Genomic DNA, 24265 nt, shown 5'->3' with positions numbered 1-24265 from the left:
TGCTCAGGCGTTGGGCCGCTTGCCGTGGTTGGCCGAGCTGCTCTTGCGGGCCTTCCGCTTGCGTCCGCGCTTGGACATGCGTGACTCCTCGAGGTTCGTATCGTTCCCGCGCCGCGGGAGGACTGGACGGGCCATCCTCCCACACGCCGGGCCGGCCGCGCGGGGCGGACCCCGCTCACCGGCGCGTGGGAGCCGGGGACGCAACGCCCGCCGGCGCGTGGGGACCGGGTACCCCGCCGTTCAGCGGCGCTCGACGGCGATGCTGACGACCGAGAGCTGCGAGACGATGCGCGCTCGCAGCGAGGCGGGCGCCTGCTCCGTGCACGAGCGCTGGAGGATCGCCTTGACGTGCGCGGCGGCGTCGACCTCCCCGCGGCAGGTCTCGCAGGTCAGGACATGACGCCGGAGCCGCTCGCGGTGGGCGTCGCCGAGCTCGGCGTCGAGGAACTCGTACACCTGCTCGCTCAGCTCCTCGCAGGAGCACGGCCCCGCGGGCACGTCGGCCTCGACGGCCCGCGTGATGCGGTCGGCCAGCCCGTCGTCGTCGTAGGGCGTGGTCACTTCGTCACCTCCGTACGGATCCCGAGGTCCCGGGCGTGGTCGGCGAGGAGCTCGCGGAGCTGGCGGCGGCCCCGGTGCAGGCGGGACATCACCGTCCCGATCGGCGTCCCCATGATCTCGGCGATCTCCTTGTACGCGAATCCCTCGACGTCGGCCAGGTACACGGCCAGCCGGAAGTCCTCCTGCAGGCCGGCGAGGGCGTCCTTCACCTCCGAGTCGGGCAGCGACTCCAGCGCCTCGGTCTCCGCCGAGCGCAGCCCGGTGGAGGTGTGGGAGGCAGCCGCGTGCATCTGCCAGTCCTCGACCGCGTCGGCGTCCGTCTGCAGGGGCTCGCGCTGCTTCTTGCGGTACGTGTTGATGTAGGTGTTCGTGAGGATCCGGTACAGCCACGCCTTGAGGTTCGTGCCCGGGCGGTACTGGTGGAACGCGGCGAACGCCTTGGTGAACGACTCCTGCACGAGGTCCTCGGCGTCGGCCGGGTTACGGGTCATCCGCATGGCGGCGCCGTAGAGCTGGTCGAGGAACGGGAGCGCCTCGAGCTCGAAACGGGCCGCCCGCTCGTCGTCGGTCTCGCCCGCGGGCGCGCGGTCGGGATCGTCCCCGACCTCGTCGGGTGTGGTCACGGCGCCGGGGCCCGGCGCGTCGTCGGTGGTCATCCCGGCCCAGACTAGACCGCGGGCGGCCGCGGGACGGGCGAGAGTTGCCGTGGTCATACGGTCGACAACGGGTCCGACGTGCGGATCTATTCCGCCCGCGTGCCTCGGGCCGCCCGATGTGGCAACAATGGTGACATGAGCCTCCACTCGATCATCGCCCGCCCGCTGCTCGCCGCGCCCTTCCTCGCCGACGGCATCGGGGCCATCACGCAGCCGCAGCGCCACGCCGAGAAGGTGGAGCGCGTCCGCCCGACCCTGGAGAAGCTCGGTGTCCCCGAGCAGGTCACCGCGGCGCCGGAGCTCCTCACGCGTGCGCTCGGCGTCGTCACGACCGTGTCCGCGCTGGCGCTGGCCACGGGCCGCAGGCCCCGCACGGCGGCCTTCACCCTCGCGCTGGTCACGGCGCCGGTGGCGCTCGCCCGCAACCCCGTGTGGACCGCGCAGGGCGAGGAGCGCAAGGAGATGACCTCCGACCTGCTCGCGTACGCCGGCCTCGTGGGTGGCCTGTTCACGGCCGCCGCCGACCGGGACGGCGAGCCGTCGCTGCGGTGGCGGATGAGCAACACGCTCGAGCAGCGCCGCGACATCAGGGCCGCCAAGGCCGAGGTGAAGGACAAGTACACCGACTGACGCCCGCACGGGGCGGCGGGACCCGGGTCCGGCCGCCCGGCCTGGCTCTACCCTGGGCACGTGACCACCACCGACATCTGGCCCGCCCCCCGCTCCGGCGGACCCCTGGACGCCACGGCCGACGTCCCGGGCTCGAAGTCCCAGACCAACCGGGCCCTGCTGCTGGCCGCGATCGCCGACTCACCCACGCTGCTGCGTCGCCCGCTGCGCTCGCGCGACACGCTGCTCATGGCGGAGGCCCTGCGCGCACTGGGGGCCCGCATCGACGACGTGGGCACCGACTGGCGGGTCACGCCCGGCCCGGTCGTCGGCGGCACGTCGATCGACTGCGGCCTCGCCGGCACGGTCATGCGGTTCGTCCCGCCGCTGGCCGCGCTCGCCCCCGGTGCCACGCGCCTCGACGGCGACGAGCACGCCCGGGTGCGGCCGATGGGCCCGCTCGTCGCGGCGTTGCGCGGGCTCGGCGTCGAGGTCGACGCCGCGGGCGGACCCGGCGCCGAGGTCCTCCCGCTGACGGTCCACGGCCGCGGACGTCTCGAGGGCGGCCCGCTCACCGTCGACGCCTCGACGTCCTCGCAGTTCGTCTCCGCGATCCTGCTCGTCGCCCCGGCGTTCGACCGGGGCGTCGACCTGCGTCACGTCGGCCCGCCGATGCCGTCGCTGCCCCACGTGACGATGACGGTCGAGACGCTGCGCGAGCGCGGCGTCGAGGTCGAGGTGCACGAGTCCGACGGCGTCCCGGCGCGCTGGGTGGTCGCCCCCGGGCCGGTCCGCGGCGGCGAGGTCACGATCGAGCCGGACCTGTCCAACGCCGGCCCGTTCCTCGCGGCCGCCGCGGTCACCGCCGGGACCGTGCGCGTCCCGGGTTGGCCCACGAGCACGACCCAGGCCGGGGACGCGATGCCCGGCCTGCTGGCGATGATGGGCGCCGAGGTCGACTGGCCGGCGGAGGACGTCCTGTCGGTCACCGGCCCCGACGAGCGCGAGCTGCGCGGCGTCGACATCGACCTGCACGACGTCGGAGAGCTCACCCCCACCCTCGCCGCGGTCGCGGCCCTCGCGATGACACCCTCCCGGCTGCGCGGGATCGCGCACCTGCGCGGCCACGAGACGGACCGGCTGGCCGCGATCGTCACCGAGCTGCGCCGCCTCGGCGGCAGCGCCCACGAGACCGAGGACGGCCTCGTGATCGAGCCCGCGTTCCTCCACGGCGGGACGGTTCAGACCTACGGCGACCACCGGATGGCGACGTTCGCCGCGATCCTGGGCCTGCGGGTCGACGGGGTCGGGATCCGCGACGTCGGGACCACCGCGAAGACCATCCCGGACTTCGTCCCCCGCTGGAACGCGCTCCTGGGATGAGCGGGGCGAGGCGGTGAGCCGGCGCGACGTCGGGACGGACGACGAACGGGTCCGCGTGCGCCCCGGCAGGGGCACGCGCCCGCGCACGAAGACCCGCCCCGCCCACGACGACGCCACGCCGGGCACCGTCCTGGCCGTCGACCGCGGCCGCTACCGGGTGGGGACCGCGGACGGTACACGGGTCACCGCCGTCAAGGCGCGCGAGCTCAACCGCACGCGCACGGCCGTCGTCGTCGGGGACGAGGTCCTGCTCGTCGGCGACGTCAGCGGCGAGGTCGACACGCTCGCCCGGATGGTCGGCGTGGCGGAGCGCCTCACGGTGCTGCGGCGCAGCGCGGAGGACGGCGACACGGTCGGCGTCGAGCGGCCGGTCGTGGCCAACGCCGACCAGCTCGCGGTCGTCACGGCGCTGGCCGACCCGCCCCCGCGGCCGCGGATGATCGACCGGTTCCTCGTGGCGGCCTACGACGCCGGCATGGACCCCCTCCTCGTGCTGACGAAGTCCGACCTGACGGGGCCCGACGAGCTGCTCGCGGGGTACGCGGCGCTCGAGGTGGGCCACGTCGTCGTCGGCGGGATGGGCGAGGCGCCCGGGGCGGACGGGGCGGTGCGCGGGCTTCAGGAGATGCGTGGTCTGCTGGCGGGGCGTACGACCGTGCTCGTCGGGCACTCCGGGGTCGGCAAGTCCACGCTCGTCAACGCGCTCGTCGAGGGCGCCGAGCGGGCCACGAGCCACGTCAACGAGGTGACGGGTCGCGGTCGGCACACCTCGAGCTCCGCCGTCGCGCTCGAGCTGCCGGGCGGCGGATGGGTCATCGACACCCCGGGCGTGCGCTCGTTCGGGCTCGCCCACGTCTCCGCCGACTCCCTGCTCGCCGGCTTCACCGACCTCGCCGGGGCCGCGGAGCTGTGCCCGCGCGGGTGCACGCACGCCGACGACTCCCCGGACTGCGCGCTCGACGACTGGGTGGCCGAGGCCGACGGCGCGACGGCCGAGGCCCGGGCGGCGCGCCTGGAGTCGTTCCGGCGGTTGGCCGCGGCGTTGCACGGGGTTCCGGGTACGGTCGAGCGATGAGCACCGGCCCCACCAGGCGTATCGACGACGACCTGCGCCTCGCCCACGTGATCGCCGACCAGGTGGACGCCCACACGACGGCCCGCTTCGGCGCCGTCGACCTCGAGGTCACCGCGAAGCCGGACCTCACCCCCGTGACGGACGCCGACCGCGGTGCTGAGGAGCTCGTGCGCGCCCAGCTGGCCCGCACGCGGCCGCGCGACGCGATCATCGGCGAGGAGATGGGGGCGACCGGGCACTCGCAGCGACAGTGGGTGGTCGACCCGATCGACGGGACCAAGAACTTCGTGCGCGGCGTGCCGGTGTGGGCCACCCTCATCGGGCTCGTCGAGGACGGCGAGGTCGTGCTCGGGGTCGTCTCGGCGCCGGCGCTGCAGCGGCGCTGGTGGGCCGGCAGCGGGACGGGGGCGTGGACCGGACGCTCGCTCTCCTCGGCGCGCCAGCTCCAGGTCTCCCGGGTGAGCGACGTGTCCGACGCCTCCCTGTCCTACTCGTCCCTCGGCGGCTGGGCCGAGCGCGGCCGCCTGCGCGCCTTCCTCTCCCTCGCCCAGGAGTGCTGGCGCACCCGCGCGTACGGCGACTTCTGGAGCTACATGCTGCTGGCCGAGGGCGCTGTCGACGTGGCGACCGAGCCCGAGCTCGCGCTGCACGACATGGTGGCGCTCGTCCCGATCATCACCGAGGCGGGAGGACGGTTCACCTCCCTCGACGGCGAGGACGGTCCCTGGGGGACCGACGCCGTCGCCACGAACGGGCACCTGCACGACCTCGTGCTCGAGATCCTGTCCGGCCAGGAGGACTGAGGCCGCCGCCGGGCCCGTACCCGGGGCGGGCGGGCCCGTCCCCGGGGCGGACGGACAGGCTGTGGACGCCGCGGGCGATGTCGGCCGGTCCGCCTACCGTGAGCACCATGCGGATCCTGCACACCTCCGACTGGCACCTGGGCCGGACCCTGCACGGCGTGGACCTCACGGAGGCGCACGCCGCCTACCTCGACCACCTCGTCGAGGTCGTGCGCTCGGAGCGGGTCGACGCCGTCGTCGTCGCGGGCGACGTCTACGACCGGGCGATCCCGCCGGCGGACTCCGTCACGCTGCTCGGGGAGGCCCTCGCGCGGCTGACCGAGCTCACGCGGGTGGTCCTCACCCCCGGCAACCACGACTCCGCCGTGCGCCTCGGGTTCTCGGCCGCCCTGCTCGACGAGCGCCTGTCGATCCGCACCCGGGTGCCCGACGTCGGCCGGCCCACCCTCCTCCCGGACGCCGAGGGCGGCGTGGGCGCGTACGTGTACCCGCTGCCCTACCTCGATCCGGACATGGCGCGCGCCGACCTCGCCGAGCCCGGCGACGACGGCGAGCCGGTCCGGCCGCCGCGCAGCCACGAGGGCGTCGTCACGGCGGCGATGGCGCGGGTGCACGCCGACCTCGCGCGCCGCAGGGCCGGCGACGCCACCCGCGTGCCGGCGGTGGTCATGGCGCACGCGTTCGTCGCGGGCGGCGAGGCGAGCGAGTCCGAGCGGGACCTGCGGGTCGGCGGGATCGAGGTCGTGCCCTCGGGGGTCCTGGCGTCCGGCACCGCGGACGTCGACTACGCGGCGCTCGGGCACCTGCACGGCCCCCAGCGCGTCGGCGGGCGGGTCCCGGCCCGGTACTCGGGCTCGCCGGTGGCGTTCTCCTTCTCCGAGGAGCACCACGTGAAGTCCAGCGTGCTGGTCGACCTGGCGGGCGGGGAGGTGTCGACCGAGCTCGTCGAGGCCCCCGTGCTGCGGCGCCTGGCGACCCTGACCGGCACGATCGACGAGCTCACCTCCGGGTCGTTCGACCACCACGCCGGGGACCACGTGCGCGTGCGGGTCACGGACGCCACGCGCCCCGCCCACATGCGGTCCCGGATCCTCGAGCACCTCCCCCACCTGCTGGTCCTCTTCCACGAGCCCGATGGCGCGACACCGGTGGTCGGGCCGCTGCGGGTGACCGCCGCGGAGGACCCCGTCGAGATCGCCGCGCAGTTCGTCGCCGACGCCGGCGGCGCCGAGGCGACCGCACCGGAGCGGGACGCGCTCCGCGCGGCGGTCGAGGCCGCCGAGGCGATGCGGCGGTCCGCCTGATGCGCCTGCACCGGCTCACGCTCGAGGCCGTCGGCCCGTTCGCCGGTCGGCACACGATCGACATCGACCGGCTCGGGGCGTCCGGCCTGTTCCTGCTCGAGGGGCCGACCGGGGCGGGCAAGACGACGATCGTCGACGCGATCGTCTTCGCGCTGTACGGGGACGTCGCGGACACGGGCGGGTCGCACCGCAGCCGGATGCACTCGCAGCACGCCGAGCCGGGCGTGGAGCCCGTCGTGGACCTCGTGCTGTCCACCTCACGGGGCGTGTACCGGGTGCGCCGGACGCCCGCCTACCAGCGACCCAAGCAACGCGGCACGGGCATGACGACGGTCAACCCGACGGCGCGCCTGTGGCGGCTCGCCTCCGACGACCTCTCCGCGGTGCCCGAGGGCGAGGAACCGCCGGGCGAGCAGGTCTCGGCGCACGTCCAGGAGGTCGGCACCGAGCTCGGCTCGATCCTCGGGCTGACCAAGGAGCAGTTCACGCAGACGGTCGTGCTGCCGCAGGGGCAGTTCGCGCGTTTCCTCCGCGCCGGCGTCGCCGAGCGGCAGCAGGTCCTCCAGCAGATCTTCGCCACGTCCCTGTACGAGGACGTCCAGTCGATCCTCGCGGACCGGGCCCGTGCCTCCCGTGCGGCCGCGCAGAGGGCGGCCGAGGCGGCGGGCCGGCGGGCGACGGCCGTCGCGGAGCACGGCCGCCTGGACGAGGGCGGGCGCGATCGGCTGGTCACGGCCGCGGAGTCGATCGACCCGGACGCTGCGGAGGAGGTGCTCGGCCCGCTGCTGGCGGAGCTCTCGACACGGCGGGCGGCGGCGGCAGACACGCACGAGGCGGCCCGCGCCGCGGACCGGGCGGCCCAGGAGCACCTCGACGCCCAGCGCGCGCTGCACCGCGCGATCACGCGGCGTACCGCGCTGCTCGCCGAGCGGGCGACGCTCGAGGCCGCGGCCGGCGAGGTCGAGCTGAGCCGGACGGCGCTGACCTCGGACGCCGCCGCACGACCGGTCGTGGTCGCGCTCGACGCCGCCGATCGGGCCGAGCGGGCGCGCGACCACGCGCTGGACGAGCTCGTCACTCTGGCCGAGCGGTCCGCCGATGGTGCCCCGGACGGGCTCGTCGCTGCCGCTGAGCAGTTTCCCGAGGGAGAGCCGGACGGGCAGGCCCCCGGGGGTGCCCCGGCCGGGCTCGTCGCGGCCGCCCGGTCCGGGGACGGGGACCTCGCCGCCCGTGCCGACGCGCTCGACGCCGAGCGGGAGCGTGCCGCGACCGAGCAGGGGCGCCTGGCGGCCCTGGTCGCCACGGAGGCCGGCCTCGCGGACCGGCGCGCGCGGATCGCGAGGAGCGAGGCGGGCATCGCCGACCTCGACCGCCGGATCTCGGGCCGCGCGGAGGCGATCCGGTCCCTGCCCGGCGCGCGGGCGGAGCTGCTCGAGCAGCGCCGGGCGGCGCAGGTCGCGGCCGCCGGGCTCTCGGGTGCCCGGGCGGCGGTCACCGACGCGGAGGGTCGGCTCGCCGCCGCCCGGCTCGCCGAGCGGCGACGGACGGAGCGCGACGCCGCGAGCGAGGCGCTGACGGCCGCGCGCACGGCCGCCGAGTCCGCGCAGGCACGCGAGAACGAGCTGCGCGCCCGCTGGCGGGACGAGGTCGCCGGGCGCCTGGCACGCGACCTCGTCGACGATGCCCCGTGCCCGGTGTGCGGTTCCACGGACCACCCCGCCCCCCGGCCGGGCTCCGACCGGCCGGTGAGCGACGAGGACCTCGCGGCCGCCGAGCAGTCCCGGGCCGGCGCCGACCGCGCGTTGTCCGCGGCGTCCTCGACCCTGGCCGCCGCCGAGGAGCAGCTCACGGCGGCGACCGCGGCGGCGGGCGAGCTGAGCGTCGACGACGCCACCGATACCCTCGCCGCCGCCCGGGCCGCCGTGGGCGCGGCCGAGCAGCAGGTCGCGGAGGTCGCCCGGCTGGACACCGCACTGGCCGAGCACGACGCCCGAGCAGCCCGCGAGTCGGAGCTCCGTGCCGCGGACGAGTCCGAGCGTGCCGCGCTCGCGGCCGGGCTGGACGCCATGCGCACATCGCTGGAGGACGACGACCGCGCGGTCCGCGACGCCCGGGAGGGGCACGCGTCCGTCGCCGACCGGGCCGCCGCGCTCGGCGCCCGCGCAGCTCGCGCACGAGCGCTCGCCGGCGCCGTGCGCGAGCTGCTCGACCGCAGGCGGTCCGCCGAGGCCGCGCGCGCGGAGGCCGACGCACACCTGACCGGCTCGGACCTCGCCGACGCCGAGAGCGCTCGGGCGGCCGTCCTCACCGAGGACGACCGGCTCGCGGCGCAGCGACGGGTCTCCGCCCACGAGGCCGGCACCGCGCGGGTCGCCGCGGGCCTCGCCGAGGACGAGATCGCCGCGCTCACCGAGCGGTCGACGGCCGACCCCGGGCAGGCCCAGGCGGCACGGGAGGCCCGCGCGGCGGAGCTCGAGCAGGCGTCCGCGGCGCACGACGCGGCCCGCCGCACCCTGGAGGACACGACGGCGGCGGCCCGGACCCTGCGCGACGAGATCGCCCGGCACGCCGCCGACGCGGAGTCGGACACCCCCCTGGTCCGGGTCGCGGACCTCGCCGCCGGACGCGAGTCCCGCACGGGCATCACCCTGGCCACCTACGTGCTGCTGCGCCGGTTCGAGGAGGTGCTGGCGGCGGCCAACGACCGCCTGACGACGATGTCGTCGGGGCGCTACCTGCTCGAGCGCACCGACGAGCGGGAGGAGGGGGTGCGTGCGCGCGCCGTCGGCCTCGGCCTCAGCGTTCTCGACACGCACACCTCCGCGCCGCGGGCGACCCGCACCCTGTCCGGCGGCGAGACCTTCTACGTCTCGTTGTCCCTCGCGCTGGGGCTCGCGGACGTCGTCGGTGCCGAGTCCGGCGGCATCGAGCTCGGCACGCTGTTCGTCGACGAGGGCTTCGGCACGCTCGACCCCGAGACCCTCGACTCGGTGATGAACGAGCTGGGCGCCCTGCGCGACCACGGGCGCACGGTAGGGCTCATCAGCCACGTGGGCGAGATGAAGCAGCGCATCGGCGACCAGGTCAACGTCCGCCACCGACCCGACGGACGGGGCTCCACGCTGACCGTGCGGGCGGGCGGCTGACCGCGGCGGCCGGGCGGCTGACCACGGCGGCCGGGCGGCTGACCACGGCGGCCGGGCGGCTGACCACGGCGGTCGGGCCCCGCTCCGGGGCCTGACCGGCCTGAGACCGATCGGCGGTGCGACCGGGCGGACGCCCCCTCGCTCAGCCCTCGAGGATCGTCGCCCGCTCGCTCGGGTCGAACCACATCAGGTCGAGCTCGGCGACACGTTCGAAGACCTCGTCGTCCCCCGCCGCGGCGGCCTCGACGTCGACCTGTACGGACGCCTCGTCGACGTGGATCGCCGCGACGGCGTCCCAGCCGACCGGTGCCTCGAGGCGGACGAGGCTCGGGAGCCCGCCCGGCACGGGGATCGCCGCGCCGTCGGCCACGTCGGCCGAGACGACGACCCTGCGAGCCGCACCGGGCGCGTCGAGCTCGGAGCGGCGGCGCACCGAGTCGTCGGCGGCGGCGAGGAAGGCGACGAGCTCCAGGCCCTCCTCGTCCTCGTCGGGCACGGCGGCGGCGAGGTCACGCGTCACGGCGTGCGCGTGGACCGCGCCGGGGGTGGCGGCGAGCTCGGCGGGCGTGGCGGGCAGGTAGATGCGCACGGGTCGATCATCCTCTTCCCGTCCGGGCCACGCGTGCGCCGCGCCGCCACCACCGGGAGCGCGCGTCGCGGCCCTCCGGGAGCGCGAGGAGGTGCCGGGCGAGGGACTCCACCGCGCGCCGGGCGCCGCCGGACGGCGCCTGCTCGCGCCACGTGGCACCCGCGAGGAGCGCGCCGTCCGCGGTTCCCGGGTCGTCCGGGACCAGATGCGGCTCCTGGTCGCCGCCGTAGCGCCACAGGGCCTCGCGGACCGCGCGCTCGTGGTCGGGGCCGGCCGAGGCCCGACGCACGCGGTTGACGACGACCGTCCTGCGGGCGTCGGGAGCGAGGTCCCGTTCCCGCAGCTCCGTCAGCGCGAGGACGAGGCGCCGCACGCCGACGGGGTCCCCGGCCCCGACGACGACGACCTCGTCGGCCGCGGCGAGCGCAGAGAGCGTGGCCTGGTGACGGACCGGGCCGAAGTCGGTGCCGTCCCCCTGCTCGGCCCCGGCGCCCACGTCGACGACGACGAGCGGCGCGACCTCCCGCAGCACCTCCCACACGGACTCCAGGGCGGCGCTCTCGAGCTCACGCCAGCGGTCCGGCCGGGTCAGGCCCGTGAGCGCCGTGAGCCCGTCCGCCACCTCGGCGAGGGCGGAGCGAGCGACGTCGGCGTCGAGCCTGCCGTGCGCGGCATGGCGGGCGACGGCGGCGATCGAGGAGATGTCGTCGGGCAGCCCGAGCACCTGCGCCAGCGCGGGCGCCTCGGTGTCGGCGTCCACGACGACGGCGCGCGTTCCGAGCGCCGCCGCCTCGGCAGCGAGGTTGACGGCCACGGTCGTGCGCCCGGGCGCTCCGCGCGCGCCCCACACGACGACGATCCGGCCCGGCTCCTCCGGCGGAGGCACCGTCGGCGGCGCGGCCTCGTCGACGACGTCCTCCGGCGTGCCCGTCGTCGCCTCGGCGGGCGCCGAGGTCGTGTGAGCGCCCGTCGACAGCCACCAGGGGACCTCCGAGATCACGCCGTCGTGGGGCGGGGTGCCTTCCGCCGCGGGATCATCCGGCCGGGGCGCCTCGTTCGACCGGGGCGCCTCGTCGGGCGTCGGAACGCTTCCGGGCGGTTCCGGTGCCGCGCGGGGTGCGGCGTCGGGCCGGTGGAGCGCCCGTCGGCTGGTCGGACGTCCCGCCCCGTCCTTGTCGCCGGTCGACGGCGCGCCGTCCGCGGACCCGGGCGGACGCTCCTGGGCCTGGTCGTCCCCGGCGCCGCGACCCGTGGGCGTGGCCACCGAGCGGGTCCACGCCTCCGGCACGACGTCGGGAACGCGCGTCCCGCCCTGCCCGTCGTGGGCGCCGGGCGCCGCGGCACCCGGCCGGCCGCGAACGGTCTCGCCGCGCGCGAGGGCGATCGCCATCGCGGCGACGGTCCCGGCCGGGTCGGACTCGGCGGCGACCGCGTCCGCACCGAGCTGGGCGAGCCGGCCGGCGTCGGGGCCCGGGCCGACGAGCAGCACGCGGGCGCCGGCCGCCGTGATCCTGCCGACGGACGCACGGTCGACGCCGGGCATGTGGCTGCTGAGCACGGCGACGGTGCCGATGCCCGCCCCGACCCCGCCGAGCAGCTCGGCCAGGTCCGCGCACCGCCGGACGACCTTGGCTCCGGACCCGGGCGTGTCGATCGCGCGGACGACGTCGGCCTCGCCGTCCGTGAGGGCGAGGAGGATGCCGTGGGTCACGAGCCCTCCACGGGGACCGAGTGGTGCGGGACCACGGTGAGCTCCTCGCCCGCGGCGACCGCGCCGAGCACGTCCTCGACCAGGTCGGCCGGGACCAGCAGCTCGACGCTCGCTCCTCCCGAGGCTGCGAACACGCCGTCGTCGGTACCGATGGTGACCACGAGAACCTCCGACGCGAGCACGACGGGCGGCGCCACCTCCTCGCCGCGGTCGCCGACCGCCGCCTGCGGCGCCCGCCACAGGTCGACCGTCGAGCCTGCGCCGAGCCCCGACGGGAGCGCTGCGTCGACCGGGACGACCACGGGACGCATGTCCTCGTCCGTCGACTCACCGGTGGCCGCCATCGGCACGAGCTCGCCCGCCCCCACCAGGCGGGTCGCGACGAGGTCGGCCGGGATCTCGCCCTCGGCGACGAGGTAGTGGTCGCCCGCGTCACCGACGTTGACCTCGACGACCTCCAGGCCCGCGTCGGCAAGGCGCTCGCCCGGCGTGACGACGTCCGAGGCCGCCCACACCTGGGTGGTCCCTCCCGCGCGGTCCACCGCCCACGCCCCGATGCCGACCGAGACGGCGACGAGCAGCACGCCCACGCCGAGCCGTGGGTCGCGCCAGCCCGGTCGGCGCATCCGTCGCGCGGTCCCAGCGTTGTCCGTCATCCGAGCTCCCCCTCGCTCATCCGGTCCTCACCGCATCCTCGCGACCGGCCGCCGGCCATGCACGCCTCGTCCACAGCACGAGGCCGGCCGCGCGGTCGACACGGCTGTCCACACCCTCCACGCGCCCGGCGGGCGCTGCGGCGATACTGGAGCCGTGGCCCGCTTCCTCACCATCGCCGACGTCGCCGAGCAGCTCAATCTCTCGGTGTCCCAGGTGCGCGCGCTGCTGCGGAGCAAGGAGCTCGTCGGCGTGCAGATCGGCGGCAAGGGCCTGTGGCGGGTCGAGGACGTCCAGCTCGAGGCGTACATCGCCCGGCTGTACGAGCAGGCCGCGGCCCGGCCGGTCGACGAGCACGTCGACGAGGAGTCCGGCACCGGTCGCTGATCCGACCCCCCGCCACGACTCCCCCGTGCCGCGGTCATGCGGTACGGACCACGTGCACGTGCGCGAGCGCCACGGCCACGACGTGGTCGCCCGGGTCGGCGCGCAGGTCGAGGTGGTCGGCCCCTACGCGCAGGATCCGCCCCGTGCGGCCGCCCGCCGCGTCGTCGAGCCGCACGACCGCCCCTGACCTCGCGATGCGCCGGAGCGCGGCCGCGAACGAGTAGCGCGCGGCGACGATGCCGGCGGCACCGGCGCTTCGGGCGAGCCCGCGGACGCCGACGACCGCGCGGGAGGGCACGAGCGCCCGACGCTCGCCCTCGGCGAGCAGGAGCCAGTGGGCGTTCGCGTCGAGGACCGTGCCGACGACGTCGTCGCGGCCGGGTAGCACGAGGGCGAGCTCGGCGCCGATGCGTGCCCGCCACCGGTCCTCGAGCGTCACGGTGGCGGCCTCGGCCTCGGCGAGCTCGCCCGCCTCGAGCAGCTGCTCCGCGCGTCGTTCTGCCTCGAGCTCGCCCGAGAGGTCGGCGAGCAGCAGGTCCTCCCATGCCACGGAAACAACCTAGGCGGAGCCACGGCCGCGCGAGCCGGTTCGGCGCCCCGATCTGGCGGATCCTTCAGCGACACGCCGTCACTCTTGCGCATCTCGTCACACCTGTGCCATCGTTCCGGCATCATTCGACACGAACCAGCACGAACGGACACGTTCATCGGGACGGTGGGGGGCATGACGACGATCAAGGACGGGACGACTTCGGCGTCCGGCGGGCGACGACAGGGGCACGGCGCCGCACCGGCGGTACGACAGGGACACGGCGCCGCACCGGCGGTACGGCGGCCCGACGGGCGTGCGACGAGTGCCCCGGTTACCGGTCGTCGCGCGACGACGGCCGTCCGCGCCGGCGGCGAACTCCTCGCGCTCGCCGCGACCGCGGCGTCCACGGTGCCGCTCACGCTCGTGCTCGCGAACGCCGCACGGGACGCCGTCGCGGCACTGGCGGCGCTCCCCGCGCACGGACCGCAGGACCTGCCGGACGCCGTCGCCGCCGGCCTTCTCGCCGTCGGCGCGGCCTGCGCGGCCTGGTACGCATGCACCGCGTTCCTGGGGCTCGTCGTCGCGCTGCTCCCCCGCTCCGGGGTCGGGGCCCGGCTGCGCAGCGGGCTCGCCCTCGTGGTGGGCAGGGCCGGCGCACCGGTCGTGCGGCGCATCGCGGCCGGGAGCGCGGTCGCCGGGCTCTCGCTGGGGCTCGCCGTCGGTCCCGCGGCGGCCGTGCCCGACGCTCCGGAGTCGCCGACCGATGTGCCGTCGGCGCCCGCGTCCGACGGCGAGGCCGGGACAGCGGGCGAGGCAGGACCGGGGGACGAGGCAGGTCCGCGGGACGACGCCGGACCCCCGGTACCGGGTCCCGACCTGCCCGCGGTCCCCGCGGTGCCGGACGTGACCGGATCGTCGGCATCACCCCTCGTCGACTCACCGGCCCCCGCACCGGGGCCGGAGCCCGCACCTGCACCAGAGCCCGAGCTCGCGCCGACCGCGTCGCCGGAGCCGGCTCCCGAGCCGGCGACGGCCGAGGCGGTCTACGTCGTCGCGGCCGGCGACTCGCTCTGGTCGATCGCGGCGGACCACCTCGGTCCGTCCGCGAGCACCGCGGACGTCGCGGCCGCCTGGCCGGACTGGTACAGCACGAACGCCGAGGTCATCGGCGCCGACCCCGATCTCGTCCGCTCCGGCGTCGAGCTGACGCCCCCGACCCTCGAGGAGACCCGATGAGCGCCCAGCCCACCCACGACGTCGTGCCGGTGCCGCTACCCTCCCGGCCGAGGATCGTCGCCGCGCAGGGCCCGCCGGGCTCCGTGTCGCGCGTGCGGCGCCGCACGGTGCCGGCGGTGCCCCCGCCGTTGCCCCGGACGTCGCTCGAACGGCCGTGGGACCGGGTCCGCTTCGCCGCCGAGCACCGGCCGGGCGCGGAGATGTTCGAGGACGGTCCTGCGCCCGGGCGGGACGAGGAGCCTCCGCGGGCCGACGAGGCCGACCTCGAGCGGCTCGCCGCCGGGATCGTGCAGCACGCCGTCGAGGCGCTGCTCGGCACCCGGTCACCGGCCCAGCTCGCCCGCTGGCTCGCGCCGCCGCTCTACGAGTCCCTCTCGCGGCGCGCCGGGCTCGCGGGCCGGCTCCAGGGTCGCCCGGACCGGTTCACCCACGTCGTGGTCCGCCGCACGATCGGATCTGCGCCCAGCGAACGCGCGCGCGAGGTCAGCGTGGTCGTCCATGACGGCACCAAGGTCCGCGCCGCCGCGGTCCGGATCGAGGTCTTCCGCGGGAGGTGGCGGGCCGTCGCCCTCGAGATCGGGTGAGCGACGGACCCGCCGAGCGAAGGACCTGCTGAGCGGAGGACCCGCTGAGCGAAGAACCGGCCCCCCGGAGCTCAGCGCAGTGCGCTGAGCATCGACGAGAAGTCGGGCACGTCGTCGAACTCGTCCTTTGCCTGCCTGGGGGCACTGCCGGCCACGGCGTGAGCGAGCTCCTCCCCGGCGCGCACGATGCGCCCGGGAAGGTCCGGGCCGCCCGGCTCGCCTGCACCCGCGGCCCAGTCGTCCGTCGCGGCGTACACAGCGGTCGGCATCGCGCTCCCGCGCAGGTACGCGACGAGCGGACGCAGCGCGTAGTCGATCGCGAGCGAGTGCCGTGGGGTGCCGCCGGTGGCGGACAGCAGCACCGGGGTGCCGTCGATCGAGCCCCGGTCGAGGACGTCGAGGAACATCTTGAGCAGCCCGGAGTACGAGCCCGAGTAGACGGGCGTCGTCACCACGAGTCCGTCGGCGCCGCGGACCGCGTCCATGGCCTCCTCCACGGCCGTGCTGCGCACGCCGGTGAGCATGGTGTCGAGCAGGTCGTGGGCGATCGTCCGCAGGTCGAGGGTCGTGAGGGTCGCGCGCACGCCCCTCTGGCTCAGCCCGGTCACGGCCGCCCGGCCGAGCCGGTCGGCGAGCATCCGGGTGGTCGAGGGGTCGGACGTCCCGGCCGAGACCGTGACGATCCGGCGCTCGGTCCCGCCGGCCCCCTCGGGGACACCTGGCCGGTCGTCGAACGCGTCGCCGGTGAGGTCGAGGTCGAACCCCTCGCTCATGCCCGCACCGCCGCGTCCTCGGCCCGGCGTCCGGTGGCGTCGTCGCCGACGGCGCCCACGTGGGCCGCGCCCGCCGTGCCCTGCTCCCGGGCGGCCGCCACGCGCTCGGCGTGGCTCGGCGGGTCCGCCGGCACGTGGGCCGGACGGATCGACTCGGCCTCCCGGCGCAGGACGGGCACGACCTCGGTCGCCAGCAGGTCGATCTGCTCGAGGACCGTCTTCAGCGGCAGTCCCGCGTGGTCGATGAGGAAGAGCTGGCGCTGGTAGTGGCCGACGTCCTGCCACATCTTCCCGTAGCGGTCGATGACCTCCTGCGGCGAGCCGACGGTCAGCGGGGTCTCCGCGGTGAACTCCTCCATCGTGGGGCCGTGCCCGTAGACGGGGGCGTTGTCGAAGTACGGACGGAACTCGGTCTTCGCGTCCTGGCTGTTGGCGCGCATGAACACCTGTCCGCCGAGGCCGACGATCGCCTGGTCCGCGTCGCCGTGGCCGTGGTGCTCGAAGCGCTCGCGGTAGAACTGCACCATCCGCTTCGTGTGCCGCATCGGCCAGAAGATGTTGTTGTGGAAGAAGCCGTCACCGTAGTAGGCGGCCTGCTCGGCGATCTCGGGGCTGCGGATCGAGCCGTGCCAGACGAACGGGGCGACGCCGTCCAGCGGGCGCGGGGTGGCGGTGAAGCCCTGCAGGGGGGTGCGGAACCGTCCGCTCCAGTCGACGACGTCCTCGGTCCACAGGCGGCGCAGCAGGGCGTAGTTCTCGATCGCGAGGTTGATGCCCTCGCGGATGTCCTTGCCGAACCAGGGGTACACGGGCCCGGTGTTGCCCCGCCCCATCATGAGGTCCATCCGGCCGTCCGAGATGACCTGGAGCATCGCGTAGTCCTCCGCGATCTTCACCGGGTCGTTCGTCGTGATGAGCGTGGTCGCGGTCGACAGCGTGATGTTCGTCGTCGCCGCGGCGAGGTAGCCGAGCATCGTGGTCGGCGAGGACGCGACGAAGGGCGGGTTGTGGTGCTCGCCCGTCGCGAAGACGTCGAGCCCGGCGTCGTCGGCGTGCTTCGCAATGGTGAGCATCGCGCGCACCCGCTCCGTGTCCGACGGGGCGCGCCCCGTGGTCGGGTCGGCGGTGACGTCGCTGACGCTGAAGATCCCGAACTGCATGTCGCCGTCCTCCTGATCGAAATATTGATGCGTTTGCATCGACACTAGCGCCAACGGTGGGTCCCTCGCATTCATTCCCGCTGCGAAGCGGCGCAGGACACACCTCCCGCAGCACGGGCAGCGCACGACGACGGCGACCCGCTCGTGCGGGTCGCCGTCGTCGTCGTGCGATCTCGGCCCGGCGGTGCGGGCTCGGCCGGCGCTGCCGGGCGGCCGCTCTAGCCCTGTCGCTTCGCCTTCTTGGCCTGGGCGCGGCGCTGGGCGCGGTTGAGTCCGTCGCTCCCGCCCGCGGCGGCAGTACCGGCCGCGCTGCCGCGTGCCGGCCGGCGCGTGGGTGCGTCGTCGTCCTCGTCCGCGCCCGACGTCGACGAACTCGTGCCCGAGTAGGTCAGACCCGTGGGGCGGCGGGGTGCCTCGAGACCGAGCAGCTCGTCGTCCGTGGGGACCGGCGCGGCGGGGTCGTCCTGCGGGTCCTCGCCGGTCGACGTCAGGTCGGCACCCACGCCCGCGGCGTCCGCGGAGGGTGCGGGCCCGGGATCGCCGGCGGTGCCGGCCTCCCTCGACGCTGCTGCACCCGTGGCGTCGTCGGGCGCGCCGCCCCCGGGCCGGGCGCCACCTGACGCGGCACCTCCCGCGGCCGCACCAGCAGCCGCACCAGCAGCCGCGCCAGGCGTCGGGATCGAGGGCGTGCTCCCACCGAGCGCGGAGGCCGCGAACGCCGAGCCTGCCGCCGCGGCCTTGCGCGTCGCCGCGGCGCCCGCACCCGCCCGGGGCATGGTCGACGCGCCGGACCCGGTGGCGGCGCGGCCGACGGTCGAGGTGGCCGCGGCCGCCGCGGAGGCTGCGTCGACCGGCTGGTCGGTGGGGTTGATCTCGAGGTTGAAGACGTAGCGGACGGTGTCCTCGCGGATCGCCTCGTTCATCGCCTGGAAGAAGGTGAAGCCCTCGCGCTGGTACTCCACGAGCGGGTCGCGCTGTCCGGCCGCCCGCAGCGAGATGCCCTGCCGCAGGTAGTCCATCTCGTAGAGGTTCTCCCGCCAGTGGCGATCGAGGACCGACAGGACGACGCGGCGCTCGAGCCGACGCATGAGGTCCTCCCCCACCTCCTCCTCGCGCGCGTCGTACGCCACGAGGATGTCCGAGCGCAGCTCGGTGCGGAGCATCTCGGGGGTCACGCGGGCGCTGTGCCCGGCCTGCTCGACGAGATCGTCCTCGGTGATCCCCACCGGGTAGTAGGCGCCCAGCTCGCCGAGGATCTTCTCGACGTCGGAGTCCTCGAGGGAGCCGTCCGCGCTGTGCTGGTCGACGATGGCGTCGACGAGGTCGGTCGCGAACCCGCGCACCTGCTCCTCGATGTCCTCGCCGTGCAGCACACGGCGGCGCTGCTCGTAGATCACGGTGCGCTGCCGGTTCATCACGTCGTCGTACTTCAGGACGTTCTTGCGCTGCTCGAAGTTGCGGGCCTCGATGGCCTCCTGGGCACGCCGGATGCCGCTCGAGACCCACTTGTGCTCGAGCGCCATGTCGTCCGGGTAGGCGTCGTTGTCCATGAGGCGGGCCGTCGGCCCGGACCCGAACAGCCGCATGAGGTCGTCCTCGAGCGAGAGGTAGAACCGGGACTCGCCGGGGTCGCCCTGACGTCCCGAACGACCGCGCAGCTGGTTGTCGATGCGTCGCGACTCGTGCCGCTCGGTGCCGAGCACGTAGAGCCCGCCCGCGTCGAGGACCTCCTGGTGCTCGTCCTTGACCTGCTCCTGGGCGGCCGCCAGCGTCTCGGTCCAGGCCGCCTCGTACTCCTCGGCGTTCTCCACCGGGTCGAGGCCGCGGTCGCGCAGGACGTTCTGGGCGATGTGCTCGGGGTTGCCGCCGAGCATGATGTCGGTACCGCGACCGGCCATGTTCGTGGCGACGGTGACGGCGCCCTTGCGGCCCGCCTCGGAGACGATGGCGGCCTCGCGCTCGTGCTGCTTGGCGTTGAGGACGTCGTGCTCGACCCCGGCCTCGGACAGCAGCTCGGAGAGCCGCTCGGACTTCTCCACCGACGTCGTACCGAGGAGGACCGGCTGGCCGGTCTCGTGGCGCTCCTTCACGTCCTTGACGATCGCCCGGTACTTCTGCTCGATGTTCTTGTAGACGAGGTCGCCCTCGTCCTTGCGGATCATCGGCTTGTTCGACGGGATCGGGACGACGCCGATCTTGTAGGTCGAGGAGAACTCCGCGGCCTCGGTCTCGGCCGTACCGGTCATGCCGGAGAGGGTGTCGTAGAGACGGAAGTAGTTCTGCAGCGTGATCGTCGCCAGCGTCTGGTTCTCCGCCTTGATGCGCACGCCCTCCTTGGCCTCGATGGCCTGGTGCATGCCCTCGTTGTACCGGCGCCCGCGCAGGCGACGCCCGGTGTGCTCGTCGACGATCGTCACCTCGCCGTTCTCGACGATGTAGTCCTTGTCGTTCTGGTACAGCTCCTTGGCGCGCAGGGAGTTGTTGAGGAACGAGATGAGCGGCGTGTTGAGCGACTCGTAGAGGTTGTCGATGCCGAGCAGGTCCTCGACCTTCTCGATGCCGGGCTCGAGGATGCCGACCGTGCGCTTCTTCTCGTCGACGTCGTAGTCGACGTCCCGCTCCAGCTTCGGCGAGATCTTGGCGAAGGCGGCGTACCACGGGTTGACGTCCCCCTCGGCCGGGCCCGAGATGATGAGCGGGGTGCGTGCCTCGTCGATGAGGATCGAGTCCACCTCGTCGACGATGACGAAGTTGTGTCCGCGCTGGACGAGGTCGTCGGTGCTCAGCGCCATGTTGTCGCGCAGGTAGTCGAAACCGAACTCGTTGTTCGTGCCGTACGTGATGTCGGCGGCGTACTGCTCGCGGCGCTGGGCCGGGGTCTGGCCCGAGACGATGCAGCCGGTGCTCAGCCCGAGGAAGCGGTGGACGCGCCCCATGAGCTCGGACTGGTAGGTGGCGAGGTAGTCGTTGACCGTGACGACGTGGACACCCTTGCCGGACAGCGCGTTCAGGTAGCTCGGGAGCGTGGCGACGAGCGTCTTACCCTCACCGGTCTTCATCTCGGCGATGTCGCCCTGGTGCAGCGCGGCGCCACCCATGATCTGCACGCGGTAGTGCCGCTGGCCGAGCACGCGACGGGCCGCCTCCCGCACGACGGCGAACGCCTCCGGGAGGAGATCGTCGAGCGTCTCGCCGTCCTCGATCCGCTCGCGGAACTCGGTCGTCTGCTCCCCCAGCTCCTCGTCGGTCAGGTCGACGAAGGAGTCCTCGAGCGCGTCGACCTGGTCGGCGATCGCGCCGAGCCGCTTGACGACTCGGCCCTCGCCCATGCGCAGGATCTTGTCGAGGATGGTTGCCACAGCGGCACTCCGTGAGGTCGTTCGTCGCCCCTTGGGGCGGGCGCGCCGAGGTGCCGCGCCACCCGCCATGGTAGGCGCGCCGCGGCGACCCCGGGGGCACGGGGGCACGGGGGCGAAGCCCGGCCACTGCGGACCACGACGGCCCGCGCCACCCGGCCGGACCGGACGGTGACCGCCCAGGCACCCGGCCGGGCCGGACGGTGACCGCCCCGGTCAGGAGGCGGAGCGCAGCACGGCCGGGTGCAGGTCCCGGGCGAGGTCCCCGACGCCGCCGCTCGCGTCCACGCGGTCGGCGCCGAGCCAGCGCGCGACCTCGCCGAGCTCGGCCGCGAGCTCCTCGGCGATCCGCTCGCGGGACGGCCACGCTCCCGCCCCCCGGCTCGGCAGGTCCGGCACCTGCCCCGGGTCCTCGGCGTGGACCTCCTTGACCAGAAGCACGCCCGCCGCCCGGTCGGCCTTGAGGTCGACGCGGGCCACGAGGTGCTCGCCGAGGAGGAACGGCAGCACGTAGTAGCCGTGGGAGCGCAGGTGAGCGGGGGTGTAGATACCGATCCGGTAGTGCATACCCCACAGGTCGGCGAGCCGCTCCCGTTCGAACACGAGCGGGTCGAACGGGGCGAGCAGGGCGCGGGCGCGCACCGGGTCGGCCGGCACCGTCACCTCCGCGGGCCGGTAGGCGGGTCGCCGCAGCCCGCGCACGCGGACCTCGACGAGCTCACCGTCCTCGACCAGCGCGCGCACCGCGGTGGCCGTCTCGCGGACGGGGAGCCGGTGGTAGTCGGCGAGCGCCCGGACGCCCGCGACCCCGTGCGCGCGGGCCGCGACGAGAGTGAGCTCACGGACCGCCTCCGGCCACGGGGGCGCGGCGGCGAGCGCCTCGGGCGGAAGGACGCGCCCCGGAAGGTCGAGGACCTGCTCGAACGACGAGCTCCGCCGGGCGACGGCGAGGCGGCCGGTGCGCCACATCCGGCTCAGGGCGACCTTGAGCGGGGACCAGTTCCACCCCCAGGCAGTCTTTTCCGCACGTTCGTGCGCGAGGAGGTCGTGCAGGTCGGTCGACGTCGCCGCGCCGTGGTCGGTGATCGCGGCCTCGACGTCGGCCATGAGGGCCGGGTCGCCGAACCCCCGGTCCTGCCACCGGTCCTCCGCGGCCGAGCGCCGGGCCGCCTGGAGGGCGTAGGTACGCGGCGGGACGAGGGAGGCCTCGTGGCACCAGGTCTCGACCAGCAGCCGGGGCGACCGGCCGGTGACACGGTCGAGGATCGACGTGTCGTACGCGCCGACCCGCGCGAGCACCGGCAGCTGGTGGGCGCGAGCGAGGACGTTGACGGAGTCGATCTGCAGCAGCGCCGTGTCGGCGACAGCGCGGGCGACGTGCCGGCGCCCGGGGCGGGCGGGGCGGCGCCGGGCCAGGCCCTGGGCAGCGACGGCGGCTCGCCGTACCTGGCGGATCGAGATCTCCTGGGGCTGCACCGCACCATCGTCGCACCGGGCACCGACACGACGGCGCCCGTGCCCGTGCCACCTCGCGGGGCGGCACGGGCACGGGCGGTTCCGGCGGTCCGGAGCCCGCCGTCGGGGTCTCAGCAGGTGGCGTCGAGCCTGATCACTCCGTAGGCCCAACCCTTGCGGCGGTAGACGACGCAGGGCTGGCGGGTCTCGGAGTCGACGAAGAGGTAGAACGGGTGGCCGACCATCTCCATCTCGTACAGGGCCTGGTCGACCGTCATCGGCTCGGCCTTGTGCAGCTTGTCCCGGACGATGACCGGCGAGTCGCCCAGCTGGGTCTCGACCGCCTCGCCCGGGCTCGTCGACGGCGCGGGGTGCTCTGCGATCGGCGCATCGGTCGCGAGGCCGTCCGGGACGCTCTCCTCCGTGGGCTCGGGAGGAGGCGTCGCGGGGAGCGACCGGTTGGCGTGACGCTGCTTGTCCTTGCGCCGGTCGTGGTGCCGTCGCAGCCGCTCGAGGAGCTTGCCGGTGGCGAGGTCGAGCGCCGCGTACCTGTCGGCGGCGCTCGCCTCGGCACGGATCACGGGGCCCTTGTCGCGCAGCGTGATCTCGATCCGTTCGGCCTGGTCGGACAGTCTCGGGTTCTTCTCGAGCGTGAGCTCGACGTCGACGCGCTGCGTGCGCGGAGCGAGCTGTGTGACCTTGGCGAGCTTGTCCTCCACGTGCGAACGGAAGCGGTCGGCGACATCCGTGCCGCGGCCCTTGACGACGATCTCCATGGTGACCTCCATCGGTCGGTGCGAGGGCGAGCGTGACGGGCCCGCCGGTGGTGCCTCGGCGCGCACGGCGCCGGTCAGGATGCCGAGCACCTCCTCCCGCCTCGGGGACGACGCAGCCACCCGCCGCGCATCCGCGTCCCGGGTGGCTCCATGCAGCAACGTTACCTGGTCCGACGCGTCCCGGACACCGGCCGGACACCCGGGGACACCGGGCGGCGGGGGCGCTGGATCACCGTCCGGGGGCGGGCGCACCGGCGACGACGAGCGCCCCCACGACGACGGCGCCGGCCGCGCGCAGCGCCCCTGCACAGGCGGCGAGCGTGGCGCCGGTGGTAACGACGTCGTCGACGAGCAGGACCGCGGTGCCGGTCGGGACCGACGCCCGGAGGACCGGTGCCCGGCTGCGGTTCGCCACGCGCCCGCGCGCCGAGGAACCGCGCTGGCGCGCCGGTCCGCCCGCGCGCCGCAGGAGATCCACGGACGCCACGTGCAGCGGCCGTGCCACCGGCGGTGCGGAGGTCGCGCCTGCGTCTCCCGACGGCGTGCCCGCGAGCCCGTTCTCCGGCGCGGCAGCGACCCGTCCGGAGGACGCGTCGGCGTCTCGCGGCAGCAAGCCGGCGAGCCCGTTCTCCGACGCGGCAGCGACCCGTCCGGAGGACGCGTCGGCCATGCCCGCGGCCACGGCGTCGGCCAGCTCGGCGGCGACGAGCATGCCGTGGCGTCGGCGTGCGGGGCCGGAGGGCGCCGGGACCACCAGCAGCGTGGTCCCGCTGATCGCGTCCGCGACGTGCGGCCACAGCCTGGCGCCGGCGCCCCGGCCGGCGGCGGGCAGGCTGCGCCTCAGGTGGCCGCAGCGCCCGGTCTTCCAGTCGACGACGATGCGGCGCAGCGGACCGCGGTAGTCGCCGATCGCCCAGGTGCGCAGGACCGGCTCGTCGAACCCGGCGAGCAGGGGCGCTCCGTCGGTGCACTCGCGCGGTCCGGCGGCCAGCAACGAGCGGCATGTCCGGCACAGCGCGGTGCCCCACGTGCCGCAACCGGAACACTCCGCCGGCACGACGAGCTCGAGGACGTCGCGGAGCGCGGACCGGCCCGCCGACCGGGCCGGCGAGCTGCTTCGCACACGATCGGCCACCGACCGGGCGAGTGGCCCGGTCAACGTCTCGAGCACACGGTCGGACCCCGAGCCGGCAGGCAGCCCCGGCGACCTCCCGCGCGCGCGGTCCGACCCCACCCGGTCGAGCGGCCCTGGCAATCTCCCGCGCACACTCTGGCGATCCCTCACCGGAAGAGGATCACCGCTCCGGCCGGGGCCTGAGCAGGCGGCGTACCGACCCCGTGGGCGGGGGCGTGGCAGAGGCACCTGTGGGCCCGTGACGGCGGACGGCCGACGGCGGGCGGCGGGCGGCGGGCGGCGGGCGGCGGGCGGCGGGCGGCGGGCGGCGGACATACTGCCGAGAGCCTGATCCCCGTCCCCGCGGATCACCACCCAGCAAGGCAGGAGAGGAGGTCGGC

Annotated in this window: 22 protein-coding genes; 9 read left to right on the top strand and 13 right to left on the bottom strand. The window is 75.4% G+C overall.

All coding sequences use genetic code 11. The features are described from left to right. Positions 1–3: 3 nt before the first annotated feature. The 3 genes from ACZLKG_RS03970 to ACZLKG_RS03960 all read right to left on the bottom strand — a co-directional run bounded on the left by ACZLKG_RS03970 (position 4) and on the right by ACZLKG_RS03960 (position 1217). On the bottom strand, positions 4–78 hold the full coding sequence (locus tag ACZLKG_RS03970; RefSeq protein ID WP_425707921.1) for a 50S ribosomal protein bL37: 75 nt from the start codon (positions 76–78) through the stop codon (positions 4–6). Between the two features lie 162 nt (positions 79–240). Further along, positions 241–561, bottom strand: a complete 321-nt coding sequence (gene rsrA, locus ACZLKG_RS03965) for a mycothiol system anti-sigma-R factor (protein WP_425707858.1) — start codon at positions 559–561, stop codon at positions 241–243. Then, complete coding sequence (locus ACZLKG_RS03960) at positions 558–1217, bottom strand: sigma-70 family RNA polymerase sigma factor (protein WP_463648022.1); 660 nt, start codon at positions 1215–1217, stop codon at positions 558–560. The genes rsrA and ACZLKG_RS03960 overlap by 4 nt, the downstream gene beginning before the upstream one ends. Before the next feature lie 135 nt (positions 1218–1352). Between ACZLKG_RS03960 and ACZLKG_RS03955 the strand changes: the two genes are divergently transcribed. The 6 genes from ACZLKG_RS03955 (at position 1353) to ACZLKG_RS03930 (ending at position 9537) form a co-directional block, all read left to right on the top strand. Further along, positions 1353–1847 (top strand): DoxX family protein, encoded by a 495-nt coding sequence (locus ACZLKG_RS03955; protein WP_425707856.1) that lies wholly within the window; start codon positions 1353–1355, stop codon positions 1845–1847. A 60-nt stretch (positions 1848–1907) separates the two neighbouring features. Next, positions 1908–3209: a 3-phosphoshikimate 1-carboxyvinyltransferase gene (aroA, locus tag ACZLKG_RS03950; protein ID WP_463648021.1), complete on the top strand. Its 1302-nt coding sequence runs from the start codon at positions 1908–1910 to the stop codon at positions 3207–3209. 13 nt (positions 3210–3222) lie between these two features. Next, positions 3223–4284 carry a ribosome small subunit-dependent GTPase A gene (gene rsgA, locus ACZLKG_RS03945; RefSeq protein ID WP_463648020.1) on the top strand — a complete coding sequence of 354 codons (1062 nt, stop codon included), beginning with the start codon at positions 3223–3225 and terminating at the stop codon, positions 4282–4284. Further along, entirely contained in the window at positions 4281–5087 is an 807-nt protein-coding gene (gene hisN, locus ACZLKG_RS03940; RefSeq protein ID WP_425707853.1) for a histidinol-phosphatase, read from the top strand. Before rsgA ends, hisN begins: the two co-directional genes overlap by 4 nt. Before the next feature lie 107 nt (positions 5088–5194). Beyond that, entirely contained in the window at positions 5195–6391 is a 1197-nt protein-coding gene (locus tag ACZLKG_RS03935) for an exonuclease SbcCD subunit D (protein WP_425707852.1), read from the top strand. Next, positions 6391–9537: an AAA family ATPase gene (locus ACZLKG_RS03930; RefSeq protein WP_425707851.1), complete on the top strand. Its 3147-nt coding sequence runs from the start codon at positions 6391–6393 to the stop codon at positions 9535–9537. The genes ACZLKG_RS03935 and ACZLKG_RS03930 overlap by 1 nt, the downstream gene beginning before the upstream one ends. Positions 9538–9679: 142 nt before the next feature. Here the strand turns inward: ACZLKG_RS03930 and ACZLKG_RS03925 are convergent, their stop codons facing one another. Genes ACZLKG_RS03925 through ACZLKG_RS03915 form a run of 3 tightly spaced genes read right to left on the bottom strand, consistent with a single transcriptional unit; the run spans position 9680 to position 12493 of the window. Next, entirely contained in the window at positions 9680–10126 is a 447-nt protein-coding gene (locus ACZLKG_RS03925) for a DUF6912 family protein (protein WP_425707850.1), read from the bottom strand. 7 nt (positions 10127–10133) lie between these two features. Next, positions 10134–11837, bottom strand: a complete 1704-nt coding sequence (locus tag ACZLKG_RS03920) for an AAA family ATPase (RefSeq protein WP_463648019.1) — start codon at positions 11835–11837, stop codon at positions 10134–10136. After that, on the bottom strand, positions 11834–12493 hold the full coding sequence (locus tag ACZLKG_RS03915; RefSeq protein ID WP_463648018.1) for a hypothetical protein: 660 nt from the start codon (positions 12491–12493) through the stop codon (positions 11834–11836). The genes ACZLKG_RS03920 and ACZLKG_RS03915 overlap by 4 nt, the downstream gene beginning before the upstream one ends. Positions 12494–12647: 154 nt before the next feature. Between ACZLKG_RS03915 and ACZLKG_RS03910 the strand changes: the two genes are divergently transcribed. Next, a complete protein-coding gene (locus ACZLKG_RS03910) occupies positions 12648–12878 on the top strand; it encodes a helix-turn-helix domain-containing protein (protein WP_425707847.1) in 231 nt (76 codons plus the stop codon). A gap of 34 nt (positions 12879–12912) precedes the next feature. Here the strand turns inward: ACZLKG_RS03910 and ACZLKG_RS03905 are convergent, their stop codons facing one another. Then, positions 12913–13428 (bottom strand): Fis family transcriptional regulator, encoded by a 516-nt coding sequence (locus ACZLKG_RS03905; RefSeq protein WP_463648017.1) that lies wholly within the window; start codon positions 13426–13428, stop codon positions 12913–12915. 174 nt (positions 13429–13602) lie between these two features. On the opposite strand from ACZLKG_RS03905, the gene ACZLKG_RS03900 reads away from it, so the two are divergent. Next, on the top strand, positions 13603–14646 hold the full coding sequence (locus ACZLKG_RS03900; RefSeq protein ID WP_463648016.1) for a LysM peptidoglycan-binding domain-containing protein: 1044 nt from the start codon (positions 13603–13605) through the stop codon (positions 14644–14646). Continuing rightward, entirely contained in the window at positions 14643–15230 is a 588-nt protein-coding gene (locus tag ACZLKG_RS03895) for an Rv3235 family protein (protein WP_463648015.1), read from the top strand. The genes ACZLKG_RS03900 and ACZLKG_RS03895 overlap by 4 nt, the downstream gene beginning before the upstream one ends. Before the next feature lie 71 nt (positions 15231–15301). Here ACZLKG_RS03895 and ACZLKG_RS03890 read toward each other — a convergent pair whose 3' ends face one another. From ACZLKG_RS03890 to ACZLKG_RS03865, 6 genes are all read right to left on the bottom strand, one after another. Continuing rightward, on the bottom strand, positions 15302–16003 hold the full coding sequence (locus ACZLKG_RS03890) for a CE1759 family FMN reductase (RefSeq protein WP_463648014.1): 702 nt from the start codon (positions 16001–16003) through the stop codon (positions 15302–15304). Further along, the gene (locus tag ACZLKG_RS03885; protein ID WP_425707842.1) at positions 16000–17163 is read right to left on the bottom strand and encodes an LLM class flavin-dependent oxidoreductase; all 1164 of its coding nucleotides are present in this window, start codon (positions 17161–17163) and stop codon (positions 16000–16002) included. The genes ACZLKG_RS03890 and ACZLKG_RS03885 overlap by 4 nt, the downstream gene beginning before the upstream one ends. A gap of 218 nt (positions 17164–17381) precedes the next feature. Beyond that, positions 17382–20522, bottom strand: a complete 3141-nt coding sequence (secA, locus tag ACZLKG_RS03880) for a preprotein translocase subunit SecA (protein ID WP_463648013.1) — start codon at positions 20520–20522, stop codon at positions 17382–17384. A 213-nt stretch (positions 20523–20735) separates the two neighbouring features. After that, positions 20736–21995, bottom strand: coding sequence for a winged helix-turn-helix domain-containing protein (locus tag ACZLKG_RS03875; RefSeq protein ID WP_425707841.1), 1260 nt, complete (start codon positions 21993–21995; stop codon positions 20736–20738). A 110-nt stretch (positions 21996–22105) separates the two neighbouring features. Further along, positions 22106–22750: a ribosome hibernation-promoting factor, HPF/YfiA family gene (gene hpf, locus ACZLKG_RS03870; protein WP_425707840.1), complete on the bottom strand. Its 645-nt coding sequence runs from the start codon at positions 22748–22750 to the stop codon at positions 22106–22108. A 229-nt stretch (positions 22751–22979) separates the two neighbouring features. After that, on the bottom strand, positions 22980–23744 hold the full coding sequence (locus ACZLKG_RS03865) for a phosphoribosyltransferase family protein (protein ID WP_425707839.1): 765 nt from the start codon (positions 23742–23744) through the stop codon (positions 22980–22982). Positions 23745–24265 lie beyond the last annotated feature (521 nt).

The organism is Georgenia sp. Z2081 (assembly GCF_055326445.1).
The sequence above is the reverse complement of the archived record's forward strand: the minus strand, read 5'-3'. Positions and strand labels throughout refer to the sequence as shown.

Bases quoted from the DNA above. Each gene is read 5' to 3' on its own strand.
- ACZLKG_RS03890 (WP_463648014.1), bottom strand. From the start codon at position 16,003: ATGAGCGAGGGGTTCGACCTCGACCTCACCGGCGACGCGTTCGACGAC.
- hpf (WP_425707840.1), bottom strand. From the start codon at position 22,750: ATGGAGATCGTCGTCAAGGGCCGCGGCACGGATGTCGCCGACCGCTTC.
- ACZLKG_RS03955 (WP_425707856.1), top strand. From the start codon at position 1,353: ATGAGCCTCCACTCGATCATCGCCCGCCCGCTGCTCGCCGCGCCCTTC.
- ACZLKG_RS03885 (WP_425707842.1), bottom strand. From the start codon at position 17,163: ATGCAGTTCGGGATCTTCAGCGTCAGCGACGTCACCGCCGACCCGACC.
- ACZLKG_RS03930 (WP_425707851.1), top strand. From the start codon at position 6,391: ATGCGCCTGCACCGGCTCACGCTCGAGGCCGTCGGCCCGTTCGCCGGT.
- ACZLKG_RS03960 (WP_463648022.1), bottom strand. From the start codon at position 1,217: ATGACCACCGACGACGCGCCGGGCCCCGGCGCCGTGACCACACCCGAC.
- hisN (WP_425707853.1), top strand. From the start codon at position 4,281: ATGAGCACCGGCCCCACCAGGCGTATCGACGACGACCTGCGCCTCGCC.
- ACZLKG_RS03895 (WP_463648015.1), top strand. From the start codon at position 14,643: ATGAGCGCCCAGCCCACCCACGACGTCGTGCCGGTGCCGCTACCCTCC.
- ACZLKG_RS03900 (WP_463648016.1), top strand. From the start codon at position 13,603: ATGACGACGATCAAGGACGGGACGACTTCGGCGTCCGGCGGGCGACGA.
- ACZLKG_RS03915 (WP_463648018.1), bottom strand. From the start codon at position 12,493: ATGACGGACAACGCTGGGACCGCGCGACGGATGCGCCGACCGGGCTGG.
- ACZLKG_RS03935 (WP_425707852.1), top strand. From the start codon at position 5,195: ATGCGGATCCTGCACACCTCCGACTGGCACCTGGGCCGGACCCTGCAC.